At 68.3% G+C, this 15,516-nt stretch carries 14 protein-coding genes; 5 read left to right on the forward strand and 9 right to left on the reverse strand.

The window, feature by feature from the left end; translation table 11 throughout:
* Positions 1 to 89: 89 nt before the first annotated feature.
* Both pknB and MJ797_RS01225 read left to right on the forward strand, forming a co-directional pair.
* Entirely contained in the window at positions 90 to 2,033 is a 1,944-nt protein-coding gene (gene pknB / locus MJ797_RS01220; RefSeq protein WP_239330625.1) for a Stk1 family PASTA domain-containing Ser/Thr kinase, read from the forward strand.
* 292 nt (positions 2,034 to 2,325) lie between these two features.
* Positions 2,326 to 3,411 (forward strand): DUF5667 domain-containing protein, encoded by a 1,086-nt coding sequence (locus MJ797_RS01225; protein WP_239330628.1) that lies wholly within the window; start codon positions 2,326 to 2,328, stop codon positions 3,409 to 3,411.
* A gap of 58 nt (positions 3,412 to 3,469) precedes the next feature.
* On the opposite strand, the gene MJ797_RS01230 is transcribed toward MJ797_RS01225, so the two are convergent.
* From MJ797_RS01230 to MJ797_RS01250, 5 genes are all read right to left on the reverse strand, one after another.
* A complete protein-coding gene (locus MJ797_RS01230; RefSeq protein ID WP_239330631.1) occupies positions 3,470 to 4,858 on the reverse strand; it encodes a class II 3-deoxy-7-phosphoheptulonate synthase in 1,389 nt (462 codons plus the stop codon).
* A gap of 94 nt (positions 4,859 to 4,952) precedes the next feature.
* Positions 4,953 to 5,978, reverse strand: a complete 1,026-nt coding sequence (locus MJ797_RS01235; RefSeq protein WP_239330634.1) for a 6-phosphofructokinase — start codon at positions 5,976 to 5,978, stop codon at positions 4,953 to 4,955.
* 205 nt (positions 5,979 to 6,183) lie between these two features.
* Positions 6,184 to 6,726 carry a polyadenylate-specific 3'-exoribonuclease AS gene (locus tag MJ797_RS01240; RefSeq protein WP_239330654.1) on the reverse strand — a complete coding sequence of 181 codons (543 nt, stop codon included), beginning with the start codon at positions 6,724 to 6,726 and terminating at the stop codon, positions 6,184 to 6,186.
* A gap of 22 nt (positions 6,727 to 6,748) precedes the next feature.
* A complete protein-coding gene (locus tag MJ797_RS01245; RefSeq protein ID WP_239330657.1) occupies positions 6,749 to 8,149 on the reverse strand; it encodes a hypothetical protein in 1,401 nt (466 codons plus the stop codon).
* A gap of 151 nt (positions 8,150 to 8,300) precedes the next feature.
* Positions 8,301 to 9,149, reverse strand: a complete 849-nt coding sequence (locus MJ797_RS01250; protein ID WP_239330660.1) for a 1-acyl-sn-glycerol-3-phosphate acyltransferase — start codon at positions 9,147 to 9,149, stop codon at positions 8,301 to 8,303.
* Positions 9,150 to 9,518: 369 nt separating this feature from the next.
* Here MJ797_RS01250 and MJ797_RS01255 point away from each other — a divergent pair, with 369 nt between their 5' ends.
* The 3 genes from MJ797_RS01255 to MJ797_RS01265 are packed head-to-tail and all read left to right on the forward strand — an operon-like array spanning position 9,519 to position 12,315.
* Positions 9,519 to 10,316, forward strand: coding sequence for a carboxylesterase (locus MJ797_RS01255; RefSeq protein WP_239330662.1), 798 nt, complete (start codon positions 9,519 to 9,521; stop codon positions 10,314 to 10,316).
* Positions 10,317 to 10,319: 3 nt separating this feature from the next.
* Positions 10,320 to 10,988 (forward strand): hypothetical protein, encoded by a 669-nt coding sequence (locus MJ797_RS01260; RefSeq protein ID WP_239330678.1) that lies wholly within the window; start codon positions 10,320 to 10,322, stop codon positions 10,986 to 10,988.
* Positions 10,989 to 11,043: 55 nt separating this feature from the next.
* Positions 11,044 to 12,315 carry a TIGR00300 family protein gene (locus MJ797_RS01265; protein ID WP_239330681.1) on the forward strand — a complete coding sequence of 424 codons (1,272 nt, stop codon included), beginning with the start codon at positions 11,044 to 11,046 and terminating at the stop codon, positions 12,313 to 12,315.
* Positions 12,316 to 12,353: 38 nt separating this feature from the next.
* Here the strand turns inward: MJ797_RS01265 and MJ797_RS01270 are convergent, their stop codons facing one another.
* Genes MJ797_RS01270 through MJ797_RS01285 form a run of 4 tightly spaced genes read right to left on the reverse strand, consistent with a single transcriptional unit; the run spans position 12,354 to position 15,468 of the window.
* Positions 12,354 to 13,343, reverse strand: coding sequence for an ROK family glucokinase (locus MJ797_RS01270; protein ID WP_239330705.1), 990 nt, complete (start codon positions 13,341 to 13,343; stop codon positions 12,354 to 12,356).
* Positions 13,340 to 13,828 carry a hypothetical protein gene (locus MJ797_RS01275; protein ID WP_239330708.1) on the reverse strand — a complete coding sequence of 163 codons (489 nt, stop codon included), beginning with the start codon at positions 13,826 to 13,828 and terminating at the stop codon, positions 13,340 to 13,342. Before MJ797_RS01275 ends, MJ797_RS01270 begins: the two co-directional genes overlap by 4 nt.
* The gene (locus MJ797_RS01280; protein WP_239330711.1) at positions 13,825 to 15,027 is read right to left on the reverse strand and encodes an ArsA family ATPase; all 1,203 of its coding nucleotides are present in this window, start codon (positions 15,025 to 15,027) and stop codon (positions 13,825 to 13,827) included. Before MJ797_RS01280 ends, MJ797_RS01275 begins: the two co-directional genes overlap by 4 nt.
* 6 nt (positions 15,028 to 15,033) lie before the next feature.
* Complete coding sequence (locus tag MJ797_RS01285) at positions 15,034 to 15,468, reverse strand: SRPBCC family protein (protein WP_239330714.1); 435 nt, start codon at positions 15,466 to 15,468, stop codon at positions 15,034 to 15,036.
* Positions 15,469 to 15,516: the final 48 nt, after the last annotated feature.

A 15,516-nucleotide genomic window follows, 5' to 3' on the forward strand; every position in this document is an offset into this window, starting at 1 on the left:
ACACGGCTCACTGATCGAAAGCCCGATCTCAACCACGCTCTTACGACCGGATGCCCGCGGTGGCAGCGCTCGATCGTAAGCTGTGCGATATGGACGCGACCGTCGCAGACCCCGTCATCGGACGGTTACTGGACGGGCGCTACACCGCGCAGGAACGCATTGCCGTAGGCGGGATGGCGACGGTCTACGTCGCTCACGACAACCGGCTTGACCGGCTGGTCGCTCTCAAGGTCATGCATCCGGCCCTCGCCCACGACCAGGACTTCGTCCGGCGCTTCCACCAGGAGGCAACCGCCGCGGCCCGGCTGAACACTCCGCGCGCGGTCTCCATCCTCGACCAGGGCAGTGATCACGGCCCCCACGGGAATGTGACCTACCTGGTGATGGAGCTTGTGCGGGGCCAGACCCTGCGCCAGTATATCGGCAGCTGCGGCCGGCTGTCCCCGACCGATGCCGTCGAGATCATCGAGCCGGTCCTCGAAGCTCTCACCGCGGCTCATGAGGCCGGGATCATACATCGCGACATCAAGCCGGAGAACATCCTCCTGGGCAACGACGGCCAGGTGAAGGTCGCGGACTTCGGGCTCGCCCGGCCCCTCAACCAGTCAACCTACGCCATGACACAAGGTGTGGTGATGGGGACGGTCGGCTATCTGGCGCCGGAACAGGTCAGCGACGGATCGGCCGACACCCGCAGTGACATCTACGCCGCCGGGGTCGTGCTCTACGAGATGCTGACCGGGCAGTTGCCCCACACCGGCAGCACCCCGATGTCAGTGGCTTACCAGGCGGTCCACGGCGAGGTTCCCGCGCCATCCACCGTCGTGCCGGGCATCCCCGCCGCGCTGGACACGCTCGTGCTGCGCGCCACGGCACGCGACCCGAACCAACGGCCACCCGACGGCGGCGCCATGTTGGACGAGCTACGCCAGCTCGCGGCGTACCTGCCAGAGCCCGGTCAGGACTCCGGCCAACCCGCCGATCACGCCGGCGGTGCCCACTGGGGGCTGCCGGCAGCCAGCCGGTCGCGAGCAACCACCGGCTACGAACTGGCTGGCGGGGAACCGCACGGTCTCGAGCCGCGCTATCGGCCACAGCCGCGTTGGTCGCGCGGCCGGCTCGCCGCGATAGCGATCGTCTCCCTCATCGCCCTGCTCGGGGGGCTTGCGGTGATGAAGCTGCTGGCCGGGCCGGGCACGGTGCGGGTTCCCCCGCTGGTCGGTCTCGACCGGGCCACGGCCGAACGCCGGCTCACCGACGCCGGGCTGCTCGCGGCCTTCGACGATCCCGCCACCAGCGACACGTTCGCCGAGGGCAAGGTCATGGAGCAGGCTCCGGCCGCTGCCGCCGAGGTGAAGCCCAACAGCACGGTGCGGATACGCCTCAGCCTGGGCAAGGCGAAGGTCCGGGTACCCGACGTCGCCACCCTGACGGTGGCCGAAGCCCAGAGCCGGCTCACTCGTCAGCAGCTCAACGTGGCGGCCGTGTCACGCCAGGAGGCCAGCGACACGATCGCGGCCGGCAACGTGATCAGAACAGACCCGGTCGCGGGCACCGAGCTCGCCCAGAGCACCCAGGTAACGCTGGTCGTCAGCACCGGTCCGGCCACCCTCGTGCTGCCCAACGTCATCCAGCAGACCTTCGAGCAGGCCCGGAACCAGCTCCAGGCCATCGGCCTCAAAGTCACCGCTCAGAACATCAACGACGACACCGTCCCCGTCAACAGCGTCGTACGTACCTCCCCTGATCCAGGACAGCAGGTCAATCGCGGCTCCACGGTCACGTTGTTCGTCTCCCAGGGCCCCGCCGACAACGGGGGCAACGATAACGGCGGGGGTGGCGACGGCCAGCTGGTCCAGGTTCCCGATGTTGTCGGGCTCAGGTACCCGGCCGCCGCCCGGGAACTGCAGCGCGCCGGGCTGAAGGCCGAGCGCGACGGGCTCGGCATCTTCGGTGACACCGTCAAGAGCATGAACCCGCCCGCCGGCAGCACGGTCGACCGGGGCACCAAGGTGACCCTCACAGTGGGATAGCGCGGATGATTATCTGGCGATCGTTCAGAATGGGTGTATCCCCGGGTGTACCGGCCTACCCGGACGAATCACCATGGGCGGCGAGGGCGAGATACGTGCCCACGCGGGGTGTTCCCCGTCACCATGGGACCGGACGGTGTATACGGGTGCCGATCAGCGCCTGGACGGCGCACCGTACAGGGGGAACAGGGGGACGTCCGTGGGAGTGCCACTCACTCGGCGGCGAGCGGAACACTTCGACCGGTTAACGGACGGTCGACAGCCCGCCGTCGGCTCGCGCGACCGCGCCAGGATGGATGTCGTCACCGCGCTGCGAGCGGTTGAACAGGTATCGCCGCGGGAGGAGTTCCGCGCGTCCCTGCGCGCCCTGCTGTGCGCGGAAACCCCGGACATCGCGCTGCTGAGCGGCGAGCTACCGGCCGGGGCGCTTCAGGCTACCGACCTCCCGGCTACCGAGCTACCAGCTACCGAACTCCTGACCAGCGACGGGCGTACTCCCGCGCGCGGCTCCCGCGCGCGGGTCTGCGTCCGCCCGGCCCTGATCGGTGCCCTCGCCACCTCGGTCGTGGTGACGGGCATCGCGGTCAACACCCATCGGGCGCTTCCCGGTGAGCCTTTCTACGGGCTCAAGCTCCGAGTCGAGCAGATCCAGCTCGATCTCACCAACAGCCGGGTGGAAAAAGCCAAGGTCCATCTCGACATTGCCCGGACCAGGCTCGGGGAGATCCGCACCATCATGGACGACGGTCTGCTCCCGAGGAGGACCACCGAGGTTCGCGCTCTCCTCACGGCCTGGCGCAACGAGGCGTCGGCCGGTGGGGAGGTGCTGGTCGCCGAGGCCCGCAACGGCAGCGATGACGCGTTGCGCACGGTCCGGGATTTCACCGCCGACCAGTCCCGAGATCTGCGCGCACTGCTCGACGGTCTGCCCGGCGGTCAGCTGCGCACGATGACCTCCGCAGCCCTTGACTACGTGCATGGTGTGAACGACACCGTCACCGCCGCAATCGCGGCGCCGTCGCGTGGGAGCGCCTCGGAGGCCACTCCCACCCAGACGGACGGTTCACGCACCCGGCAGCCGGCCCGCCAGGACACAGACGGGACACCACCGGTGAGCCCGTCCCCCGCACCGGTCTTGGGCGCAGGTGTCCCGACAACCCCCAGCGCACCGAGCACGGCCACCACCGATGTCCCGGCGGTGAGCCCCACCAGCCCGGCCAGCACCGGACAGCCCGCGAACACCAGCACCGCGACGGCAACCACCACCCCGGCCACCGGGGCATCGCGGACGCCGAGCGCATCACCGACCGAGAGCGATCCCGCTGTCGATCCCGAGGGCATCGTGGCGGGTCTGCTGGGCTCCGCCGGCCCAGGCTGACCCCGCCAGCTCCCGCGATCAGCTCCGCCACGCCCGCTGCTGAATCGACAAAGATGATCTATGTTGCCCCGGTGGAGCTGGCAGGCGCTACCCGGGCGCTGGCAGGCGCCACCCCGGAGGAGCCCTGCTGAAGCATCTCGGCGACGAGGAAGGCCAGCTCCAGGGCTTGGCCGGTGTTGAGACGCGGATCGCATGCGGTCTCGTACCGACCGGCAAGATCGGCCTCACCGATCTGTTCGCCACCACCGAGGCACTCCGTCACGTTGTCACCGGTGAGCTCGATGTGCACGCCGCCAGGATGGGTGCCCAGCGACTTATGGACCTCGAAGAAACCGAACACCTCGTCGAGGACATCGTCGAAGTGCCGGGTCTTCACCCCGTTCACGTCACGGGTGTTGCCGTGCATGGGATCGCACGACCACACCACAGGATGCCCGGCGGAGTTGACCTTCTCGATGATCGCGGGAAGCACCTCGCGGACGCGGCCCGCTCCCATCCGGGTGATGACCGTGAAACGGCCTGGGATGTGCTCAGGGTCAAGCCGATCGACCAACGCGAGGACGTCGTCCGGGGATGCGTTCGGGCCCACCTTGCACCCGATGGGGTTGCCGACCCGGGACATCAGGTCCACATGCGCGCCATCGAGATGACGGGTACGTTCACCGATCCAGAGCATGTGCGCGGAGAGGTCGTAGACCGCGCCGCTCGCCTCCTCTGTCCGGGTCAGCGCCCGCTCGTACTCCAGCAGGAGCGCCTCATGGCTCGTGAACAGCTCGACGCCGTGCAGGCTGGGCGCGCGTTCGGGACTGATGCCGCAGGCCGCCATGAACGACAACGCCCGCTCGATGTCGGTGGCCATGAGCTCGTACCGGCGCCCAGCCGCGGAGTCCCGCACGAACGTCTTGTTCCACTCGTGCACCTTCGACAGATCGGCGAATCCGCCGGTGGCGAAGGAGCGGATGAGGTTCAGCGCGACCGCGCTGGCATGGTAGGCATCCACGAGTCTGCGGGCGTCGGGCCGGCGGGCCGACGCCGTCGCGGCGATGCCGTTGACCGCGTCACCGCGGTAGGACGGCAGCCCCGTGCTCGCCTCGATGTCGGCTGACCGCGGCTTCGCATACTGGCCGGCTATCCGGGCGACCTTCACCACCGGCACGCTCGCGCCGTAGGTAAGCACAACCGCCATCTGCAGCAGCGTTTTCACCTTGTCGCGAATCTTGTCGGCGGTGTTCGCGGCAAAGGTTTCCGCGCAGTCGCCGCCCTGGAGCAAAAACGCCTCGCCGCGGGCGACCGACCCCAGCCGTTCGGTCAGCACCCGAATTTCCGGCGCGGTGACCAACGGCGGGAGGATCGCCAACCGGTCACGGGCCGCCGCCAGTTCCACCGGGTCGGGCCAGCTCGGCTGTTGCTTAGCCGGCAGGGTCCGCCAGACATCCAGTTCGTCCACAGTGTAATAGGCTACGGCGTAAATATTTGATCATGAATCACCACGGCCGTGCCATGCCTCGGTCGTGTCGGCTTCGCCGTGCCCCAGCCGTGTCTCAGCCGAAGAACACCTCCGCCTCGGTGTAGAGCTCCTCGGGGACCAGCTTGAGCTGACGGGTCGCCTCCGTCAGCGGTACCCGGTCGATCCGGGTGCCGTGCAGAGCGACCATCGTGCCCCAGGCGCCGTCGTACACGGCGTCAATGGCATGCAGGCCGAAACGGGTCGCAAGCCAGCGGTCGAACGCCGTTGGTGTACCGCCCCGCTGCACATGGCCGAGTACGGTGGCGCGGGACTCGCGCCCGGTACGGCCACGGATCTCGGTCTCCAGGACGGACGCGATTCCCTGCAGCCGGACATGTCCGAAGGCATCAAGTTCGCCCTCCTTGACCACCAGGCTGCCGGCCACCGGGCTCGCGCCCTCGGCCACCACGATGATCGGCGCATAGTGCGAGGCAAAACGGTGCTCGACGAATGCGCAGACCTTGTCGATGTCGAACGGCCGTTCCGGGATGAGGATGACGTTGGCGCCGGCCGCCATCCCGCTGTGCAGGGCGATCCAGCCGGCATGCCTGCCCATGACCTCGACGATGAGGACCCGGTGGTGGCTCTCGGCGGTGGTGTGCAGCCGGTCGATGGCCTCCATCGCGATGTTCACCGCCGTATCGAACCCGAAGGTGTAATCGGTGGCCGACAGATCGTTGTCGATGGTCTTGGGAACCCCGACAATCGGAATGCCCTCGGCGTGCAGCCGGGCGGCGACGCCGAGGGTGTCCTCGCCCCCGACGGCGACAAGGGCGTCGATCCCCAGGCTGTTGATTGTCTGCCGGATGCGATCCGCCCCGTCAGTCACCTTGTAGGGATTTGTGCGGCTGGAACCGAGAATCGTCCCACCGCGCGGAAGAATCCCCCGGACCGCGGCTACACCGAGCGGCACCGTCGAATTTTCCAGAAGACCGCGCCAGCCGTCCCGGAAACCTACGAAAGAATATCCATAGATATCGACTCCCTTACGGACAACCGCCCGTATGACCGCGTTCAGTCCTGGGCAGTCCCCACCGCCTGTCAGTACGCCGATCCGCACGACCGCACCCCTTTTCGCCGCCTTGACGACCTGCCTTGATGACCTGCATCGAGCCCATCAGGGCGGAGCGTAGTCGTGGCAGAGCGCTCCAGGAACAGAACCGGCATCCGTGGCGCGAAAATCCGGTCGAACAAAAACCAAAAGATCATAGTTCCGCTCGCACGGCCGTCGGCGGCCCCCGGAAGGACCGCCGGAAGAGACGCTCCTATCCGGCGGCTTCCGCGGCTTCCGCGGCCAACGATGACGTGGCTGCCCGCAACGGCGCCAGCACACGCCAACGGGCCAGGTTGTGCCGGGCGTCGGCGAGGGCGTCATGGGCGTCGTGGGGCGGCCGCGGCAGCGATGGCCGGCCGACCTCCTCCCAGAGCTGGCGCAGGTCACGGGTGAACCGGGGGAAAGGACGGGGAAGATCGGTCATTGTGCCGAAAAGCTGGCAAAGCACCACGTGGTCATAAGCTGCGTACCAGGCCCACAGCTCCGGCGGCCCGTCGACACCGAGGAACTCGGCGATGTCCGAACGGATCCGCGACCGCGACCGCCAGCACGGATCAGCCGGCGGCGGAAGTTTGTCCAGCACGTTGCGCCGCACCCACGGCACCGCGAAGGCTGGATCGAACTCGGTGGACACAGCATAGTATTCTCTGGCGCCGTCCTCACTGACGATCCCGATGCTCACCAGATCCAGCCAGTGGTGGCCGGCTTCGGAACGTTCGATGAACTCGGTGTCATAAAGATATCGGGTGCCCACCCGTCCAGTTTGCCTGCCCACGTCAGGGAAAGCGCCGGCTGCCGGCGACAGCCGCCCGTCCACCGCGGCCGCGGCGCATTCTCCACCGCAGACCGCCCAGGACCGACGCCATTCCCACGGCGCCGGCCAGCGGCAGTGCCCACAGCAGCATGCCGTTGGCCCCGCCGCCAGCCTGGCCGTCGCCCGTGCCGCCAGCCCTGCCGGTGGCACGGGCGACGGCTCTGTCCGTCCGCATGGCGCCGTCCACGGCCTGCCCTGCGGCGGGGGGCGCCGTTGGCCGCGCGGCAGCCCCTGGGCAGGGGTCACCGGCCGTCGGCGCCGCCACCGGTGGTTCCCGCCCGGCGGCCGCGGGTTCGACCCTGACGTCCACCCGGGCGGCTCGGGCATCGGTGACCAGGCAGAGCACACCCGCGCCGGGAGCGGACACGACCGTCGCTCCGCTCGCCCGGACCACGTAACCGTCAGGGTAGACGCGCCTGGGAACACGGATCTGGGTCGCGGCCCCACCGCTGAAGGCACCTCCGCCGGCCGGCACCGGTACGTAGGACAGTGTCAGCAGCCGCCCCGACGGACTGTAGGTGAAGCCGACCGGTACACCGGCGACCGCGGCCGGATAGGGCCTGGCGACGGCACCGAGCGTGGTGTCGTTCAGCGGCCGGTCGAAGAACCAGCCGAGCTGGGTCGCGTCGGCGGCCGACACCAGCCGCAGTACGGTCGCGGGATCGCCGGCGGCCCACCCGGCCAGCAGCGTGGCCTCGTCGTTGGTCACGACACTCGCGGCCGCGTCGAATGGGGCGATGCCCTGCCGCCACAGCAGATGGTGGGCATCGGTGTCCCGGACCGCCCCGTTGAGCGCGGGTGAACCGGCCGGGGCAGCGAGCTCGAAGCCGACGAGCCCGGCGACATCGTGGAAACGGCCAGCCACCCGCCGTAGGCCAGCGGCGAATGCCTCATCACCGGCTCGCATCGCGGCGGCGGTCGGCACAATCTGGATCATCACTCGCAGTCCCTGAGCGACAACGGTATCGACGGCCGTGGCAAGCTGCTCAAGCCCGGGATCGGAGCCATCGGCGGCTGCCCGAGCTGGCATGCCAGCGTGGCTGGAGCTACCGGAACTACCAGCGAACGTCCCGTCGGCGTCCATCCGCACGCCGATACTCACCGCGTTGAAGCCCTCGGCCGCCCACTGCCCAACGGTGGCGGTGTCAACGACAGCCCCTGGAGGGACCGAGGGACCGTGCAGGAACAACACGCGGCCTTCAAGATCAACAATAAAGCGGCCCGCGCGCAGCACGGTGCCAGCGGGCGGGCCACCCGCCGCGATCGCGGTCAGCGCCAGGCCCGTCGGTTCCGCGCCGCGCGCGGGCTGAGCCCCGAGCGCCGAGACAACGCCGGCCATCGCCGCTACTGTGGTGACAGTCACGGTCACACCCGTTGTGATCAGCCGTCCCAGGCCGCGCCGCCCCGGCGCGAAGCGCCCGGTCGGCCGGTGTTCGTTCCAGCGCGGCCTCGGCGCCTTGGGGCCCCCCGATGAGTACACGCCAACCATCCTGCCGTGCCCACCGCGCGAGCCGTCAGCCTGCCTGGCGGGTATCCGTCCCGTCCGCGGCGTCGTGGCTGTCGCGGTCCCCGGCAATCCCGCCATGAGCGCCCGCGGCCCGGGACACCGCGGCAGCCTGGCGATCGTGCGTCCGCCCGGCGGGACCTGGGCCCATACCCCCGGCCGCCTCGACCGCGGCCGCACGCGCGGCGGCAATCTCAACCTTGGCACGCTGGGCGTACACGTCGACATACTCCTGGCCTGACAGCACCATAAGCTCGTACATGATCTGGTCGGTCATGGAGCGCAGCACAAAACGATCATCCGCTGTTCCCTCGTACCGGCTGAAGTCGAGGGGACGGCCGATCCGAATACCGACGCGGCGGATGCGGGGAATCACCTTCCCCTGCGGCTGCACCTCGAAAGTACCGATCATCGCGATCGGGATCACTGGGACCTTCGATTCCAGTGCCATCCGAGCGACGCCGATCTTACCACGGTACAGCCGCCCGTCGGGCGACCGGGTGCCCTCCGGATAGATGCCCAACAGTTTGCCGTGCTGCAACACCCTGACCCCGGTTCGTAGCGCCGCGTCACTCGCGGCCCCGCCGCTGCGGTCAATAGGGAGCTGCCCCGCGCCGCTGAAGAACACCCGCTTGAGCCAGCCCTTGATCCCCGGCGCGGTGAAGTAGTCGCTTTTAGCCAGGAAGGTGACCCGGCGCGGCACGACCAGCGGGAGAAAGAAGTGGTCCGCGAAGGACAGATGATTACCCGCGAGGATGGCGGGACCCCGCTCCGGGATGTTTTCCAGCCCCTCCACCCAGGGCCGCCAGAAGAGTCGCAGGAAGGGGGTGAGAAATGCCTTGACGACCCAGTAAAACACGTCAGCTCCCGGTGTGGTCGTCCACCAAATATTCGCCGGACACACCCGCGCACGGTGGCCGGAATAACCCTATGTATCCTCGCTGGTGGCGTCCACCGGCAGGTGTCGAACCATGCCAGCGTGTTGCCGCCGTCACAAACGCCTCGCCGCAGCCACCTCCGCTGCCTCCCACTCGCGGACACCAGCTCGGAGCCCATGCACGGGGCCGCCGGCAACGGGCGCGCCGCCTCGAGCGGCGCACTGAGCATGGCCTGTCTCTCCCGGGCGTGCGAGCATGCTGCAAAACCGGTTTGCGTGACGATGACGGAGAAGCCATCCGCCCCTACGGGGGGCGAGCGGTCCCGCGCATCTGACGAGAGGGCGGAAACCATGGGGAGCGGACCGCGGAGTTCGGTCATACCGGGCGCTGAGCCGTTCGAGCTCGGCGGTGGTGGCACCGGCGTGCTGCTGGTCCACGGATTCACAGGCACACCGCACAGCATGCGCCCATGGGGCGAGTTCCTCGCGGAGGCCGGCCTGACAGTGTGCTGTCCGCTGCTGCCGGGCCACGGCACCCGCTGGCAGGACATGAACGCCACAACCTGGCAGGACTGGTTCGGCGCGGCGGACGACGCGTTCACGCGGCTCCGGCAACGCTGCGAGACTGTTTTCGTCATGGGGCTGTCCATGGGTGGAACGCTGACCTTGCGCCTCGCGGAGGTACACGGCTCAGCTGTGGCCGGCGCGGTCACCGTCAACCCGAGTCTTGGCACCGATCGGAAGATTTCAGTACTCGCCCCGCTGCTCTCTCGCATCATACCGGCTGTGCCGGGGGTGGCCAGCGACATCAAAGCCCGCGGCGAGCGGGAGATCGCCTATCAGCGCGTGCCGCTGCGGGCCTACGTCTCCCTGTCCCACCTGTGGCGGGTGACAGTCGCGGAGCTGGGACGCGTCGTGTGCCCCGTACTGACCTTCCGCAGCCGCGTCGACCACGTCGTCGAGGCCTCGTCCGGGCAGATCCTGCTGGCTGGAGCGGCATCGTGCACCGTCTCCGAACGTGTCCTGGAGGACAGCTATCACGTGGCGACACTGGACAACGATCGCCAAACAATCTTCGAGGAAAGTCTTGAGTTCATCCGTACCCACGCGCTGCCGCAGGCCCAGGCCTCCGGGCCGCTCTCGGGCTGAGCCATGACCGACATGACACCCGGCGACCGAAAAGATTCCGATCACGACTCGGGCCAGCGGGCGCGGCATGATGCCGAGGCCAACCGCCGCGACGGGGGCGAGGGCGGCGGCCGGGGCGGGCCGACGGGTGGGCCCGCCCAGACGTACGACGCACGCCAGCGCGGCCCCGCACCCGCGCACGGCACTTCAGACCGGGAGCCGGCACCTGGCGATTTCCCGGCTGACGCGACGGTGGACGAAAGTTCCGCGCTCCGGGCGCCAGCGCCGGCCGCTGCCCTGAGCGACAACGCGGCGGAGTGGGACGCGGCGTTCGCCGCGCTGGTCGCCCGCCTGACCGACGGAACAGCTGGCAACGGAACAGCTGGCAGTGGCCCCGGCTACGTGCCGACATCCGATCAGGTGGCGGGCTCGTACGGACAGTCCGATCACTACGAACCACCACCGCCGCCGCCGGTACCACGGATGCGTGCTGTCACGCGGTGGGCATTGTGCTCCCTCGCGCTCGGCCTTGGAATCCTGCTCGTACCAGCGGTGGCCGGCATCAGGCAGGGCACGGGTCATGACATTGCCGGAGTCGTGCTTGTGCTGGGCGGAGTCGCCACACTGATAGCACAGCTGGGGGATCGACCACCCACCGATTCCGACGACGGCGACGACGGCGCGGTCGTCTGAGCCTGGCTCCGGGTGGGCCTCGGCGCCAGAGCTACGGCATGGAAGGGGCGGCTGCGTGCGCTTTCACGAAACGGTCGAGATCCACGGTCACTTGATGGACACCGGGATTCTCGCTCGTGTGCTCGATGACGTCCTGAGCTACGGGGGCGATTACGAGGTCGAGAGCATTGATCTCGGCAAGAGCCACGACGACGAGTCACACGCAAAGATCATCGTTGGCGCGGATTCAGCGGACCAGCTTTCCCGGATTCTCATGCACATCCAGGTGCATGGTGTCAACAGCGTGAGCTCTGACGAGGTGCTGCTACGGCCCGCCGAGCGCGACGGCGTCTTCCCCGCGGACTTCTACTCGACCACCAATCTGGAGACCGTGGTCCATCTCGGCGGCCAGTGGGTGCCGGTGGAACATCCCGAGATGGACTGCGGCCTGGTCGTCTCCGGCGGGCGGGTCCGCACCATCCCGGTGCCCGAGGTCCGGGCCGGCGACATGATCGTGTGTGGAGTGTCCGGAGTGAAGACCGTGCTACCGGTCAGCGATCATTCGACCCGCATGTACGGAACCTTCCAGTCCCTGTCGTCGTCAACGACATCGATGTCACCGCAGTACCAGGCGCTGCTGGTCCGCACGATCGCACGCCAGATCCGCGAGCTCAAGGCCGAGGGTTTCTCAGTCCTGTGGGTGGCCGGGCCGGCGGTCGTACAGGCCGGCGCGGCTCCCGCCATGGTCGCCCTGGTCGAGGCGGGCTATGTGGACGTGTTGTTCTCCGGGAACGCGTTCGCCGCCCTCGACATCGAGGCGGCCCTCTACGGCGCGGCGATCGGCAACGAGTCGGCCCGCGCCCATGCCACTGAGCGTGGTCACGAACAGCGCATCCGGACGATCAACACGATCCGGGGCGCCGGTTCGATCACCACGGCGGTTGAGGACGGCATCCTCACCAGCGGGATCATGCATGCGATCGTCAAGGCCAACAAGAAGTTCGTCCTGGTCGGCTCGGTTCGCGACGACGGTCCGCTGCCTGACGTTCATACCGATGTGCTGGCCGGGCAGCGAGCCATGCGAGAGGCCCTGCACGGTGTCGGATTCGCCATGATGATCGCATCGATGCTGCACTCGGTGGCAACCGCGAACATCCTGCCCGCGTCCATCCCGGTAGCCTGTGTCGACATCGACCCGAGCAACGTCACCAGGTTGGTCGACCGCGGGTTCGCCCAGGCTGTCGGTGTCGTCACCGACAGCGGGCTGTTCCTGGAACAGCTGGCTCAGGAACTGGTCGCGGACTACCCGTCCCGCTCCGGGACAGGGCCGCTGCCGGGGTCTGTCTGAACGACGGCTGGCACCCCGCGCGGTGCGACAGCGGGAACTCAGCGTCGAGCCAGGTCCGCAGCACCGATGATCCCCGCTGGCGGCCCGAGTTCCGCCACGACTATCTCCACCTCAGGGCGGTATTCGCGACCTGACAAATTGTTACGAAACTCCGCCCGCACCGAGCCGAGCAGAAGATCCCCTGCTTCCGCCACTCCGCCACCGACAACAAAACGGCCGGGATCAAGGATCGTGGCAAGGCTGGCCAGCCCCCGGCCCAGCCAGCTGCCGACCTCTTCGAAACACTTCACCGCGAGCGGATCGCCCTGCCGGGCAACATCAGTAATCATCGGGCCCGTCAGGCAGGCCACATCGCCATCTGTCAGCTCCAACAGCCGACGGCCGGCCGCGTGCGAAACCATAATCATTTCCTGGGCGGTCCGGACCAGTGCGCGACCGCTCGCGTACTGCTCGAAGCATCCCCTGTTCCCGCAGCCACACGGGTGGCCCCCGGGCACCATCTGCATGTGCCCGATCTCGGCACCGATGCCAGCGTGTCCCCGGTACAGCTTCCCGTCGAGCACGATCCCGCCGCCGATACCGGTCCCCACGGTGACGCACAGCAGGTCGTCGTGGCCACGGCCGGCGCCGAACCGGTACTCCCCCCATGCCATCGCGTTCGCGTCGTTTTCGACGATCACCGGCAGCCCGATCCGGGCGCTGACCTCGTCCCGCAGCGGCTCGTTCCGCCAGGCGAGGTTCGGCGCGAACAGGACGTGTGACCGTTCACGGTCGATCCAGCCGGCCGCTCCGATACCGACCGCCTCCACCGGACGAGGCGACACGGCGGCGCGCAGGTCATCGACTGCCGCGGCGATCGAGTCGGCCACCTCGGCCGGCTCCTTGGTAGGAGTCGGCCAGCGGACCGAGGCGAGGACCGCCCCGTCCCGGTCGACGACGCCCGCGGCGACCTTGGTTCCGCCGACATCCACGCCGATCACCAGACCCGACTCTGGGTGGCTGTGCCCCAAGGCCGTTGCGGCAGTCATTCGACATCGATCCTCTGAACACGCGACCGGGGCCGCGGTCGCTCGGTCGTGCTCTCCTGCCTGTCTGTCCCAGCATGGCTGCCGGCACTTCCGGGGACGTCGGAGACGGGAGCCGCAAGGGTCGCCCGCAGCGCCGCGGCAAGCGACGTCACGGCGGCGAACAGATGTACCGCCACCTCCGGCCGACCGGCGGCGACAGTCGCGACAAGCCGACACACCGGACACACCTGGCAGGCCACGATCGGCGCCCTACCAGATCGATCGTCCTGCTGGCCCGCTGGAAAACCGGTATGGGCCTGGCTGCCGTCGCAGCCCGCGGCCCGCCCGAAAAACGGTCCGGCGCCGAATCCCGCCGCCGCACCATCATGATTATGATCCGCACCGCCCGCACCGGCGTGCACCGCCGGCTCGGCAAGCAGGTCGCGCAGAGCCGCCGCCAGCAGGGCTGCCTCCCGCGCCAGCGGCCCACCCGTGTTACGGGTCATGTGCGTACCCAGAAGTCCGGATTGGGCACAAAAGAAATCACCAGACGATCATCTCGCAACACCGCGCCACGCACGTCGCAACGACGCAGCGCTGACGGCAGGCTGAACAGCCGTCGTTGCAGTCCGACGGACACCATCAGCTCGTCATCCCCGATCCGCGCAAGGTCGATCTCGGAGCGTTCCACGAACGGCAGGCTCAGCGAGAGCGAGAAGCCATCACCGGTGCGCTCGACGCGCAGCGCCTCGCTGCCGGTCAGTCCGCCACCGCCGAGAACAGCCACGGGGTCCAGGCCCGAGTAGGCGGCGGCGGCAAAAGCCGCCAGCTCCTCCAGACCGATCGGCTCACCAGCGCGGTAGGCCGCGCGAAGGACCGGGATCGGCGCGAAGGACACCTCGACGTCCAGCAGCTGCTCGCGGTGGACGGCCACCCACCCGGCCCGCCAGGCATCGGCACCGGCCTGGGTGTGCACCCGGTTAGCCACCACCGCGTCCACGCCGAAACCGTGCAACGCGAGTGCCGTCAACGCTCCTCGGGTCTGTCCCACCACCACGCTCTCCGGAGTCAGAACGAGCCGCACGCTCGATCGTGACGGGTCCAGGAGCACCTCCCGGACCTCGTTCATGATCTCCCGTAGACGAGTGGCGGCGCCCGTCAGCGGTTCCGTCACGTCGCCGCGCCCGAGTATGCGAGAGCTCGGGCGCAGCAGGTGGGCAATGCGGTAATCCACCGGGATCATCCGGCGCAGGTACCACGACAGCGTCTCGGGAAGCGTCAGCAGGCGCAGCAGCTGCGCGACCGGGCCGGTATCGAGCACGACGACGTCGTAGGCTCCGGACCTGATCTGATCAAGCAGCTGGAGCAGCGTGAGCACCTCCTCGGCACCGGGAAGCGGCATCAGCTCACCGGCGTCGATCGGTTCGGTTCCCGTCGCCTCCCACAGCCGCCCGAAGGAACCGCGAAGCACCTGCCACTGGTCCTCGAACGCCCGCTGGATGTCCACCTGCTGCGCGAACAGGCCGGACTCGATCTCAACAGGAACATCGGCCAGCGGATGATCCAGGACAGCCGCGAGGCCTCGCGCCGGATCAGCCGACATCACCAGCGTCCGGTTACCGCGTTGAGCCGCCAGAGTTGCCGTTGCCGCGGCGACCGTGGTTGTCCCGACGCCCCCCTTGCCGGAAAAGAGCACGCATCGCACGCGCTGTCAGCTCTCGAGATACTTTTTGAGATCCTTCAACGCGGCGTCGACAACGCCGTTCTGGACCTTGCGCCGGAGCAGGCCAGGAATTTTGATCTTAAGTTCGACGGTCAGGTCGTAGGTGACTTCCGTCCTGCCATCACCAAGATCAAATAGGGTGTAACTGCCCTCCTGGGCAGTCATGTTGTGCCCCTCGACAAGCGTCCAGCTCACCGACTCGTTACCCGACCAGGTGTACTCGATGACGAATTCTTCCTTCGCCACCATCGCGTTGACCAGGAAGCGGCTCCGGCGAGGACGACCATCCGGCCCGGCCTCGACGACCTCGGCTCGTTCCACTGGCCCCGACCAGGTCGGATACGCCGCGGTGTCGGCAATCGCAGCCATCACCTCCGCGGGCTCGGCATTGATCGTAAGGGTGGCTCGGGCTTGATCCGCCATCGGTGACAGTGCCTCCACAAACTACCCGGGCATACCCGGCGTCGCTGA

The organism is Protofrankia sp. CiP3 (genome assembly GCF_917627345.1).
In the GTDB taxonomy this organism is placed as follows: domain Bacteria; phylum Actinomycetota; class Actinomycetes; order Frankiales; family Frankiaceae; genus Protofrankia.

What these genes read in the sequence shown, in the direction of transcription:
- MJ797_RS01255 (WP_239330662.1), top strand. Translation starts at nt 9,519, where the DNA reads ATGGGGAGCGGACCGCGGAGTTCGGTCATACCGGGCGCTGAGCCGTTC.
- MJ797_RS01275 (WP_239330708.1), bottom strand. Translation starts at nt 13,828, where the DNA reads ATGACCCGTAACACGGGTGGGCCGCTGGCGCGGGAGGCAGCCCTGCTG.
- MJ797_RS01225 (WP_239330628.1), top strand. Translation starts at nt 2,326, where the DNA reads ATGGATGTCGTCACCGCGCTGCGAGCGGTTGAACAGGTATCGCCGCGG.
- MJ797_RS01260 (WP_239330678.1), top strand. Translation starts at nt 10,320, where the DNA reads ATGACCGACATGACACCCGGCGACCGAAAAGATTCCGATCACGACTCG.
- MJ797_RS01270 (WP_239330705.1), bottom strand. Translation starts at nt 13,343, where the DNA reads ATGACTGCCGCAACGGCCTTGGGGCACAGCCACCCAGAGTCGGGTCTG.
- MJ797_RS01285 (WP_239330714.1), bottom strand. Translation starts at nt 15,468, where the DNA reads ATGGCGGATCAAGCCCGAGCCACCCTTACGATCAATGCCGAGCCCGCG.
- pknB (WP_239330625.1), top strand. Translation starts at nt 90, where the DNA reads ATGGACGCGACCGTCGCAGACCCCGTCATCGGACGGTTACTGGACGGG.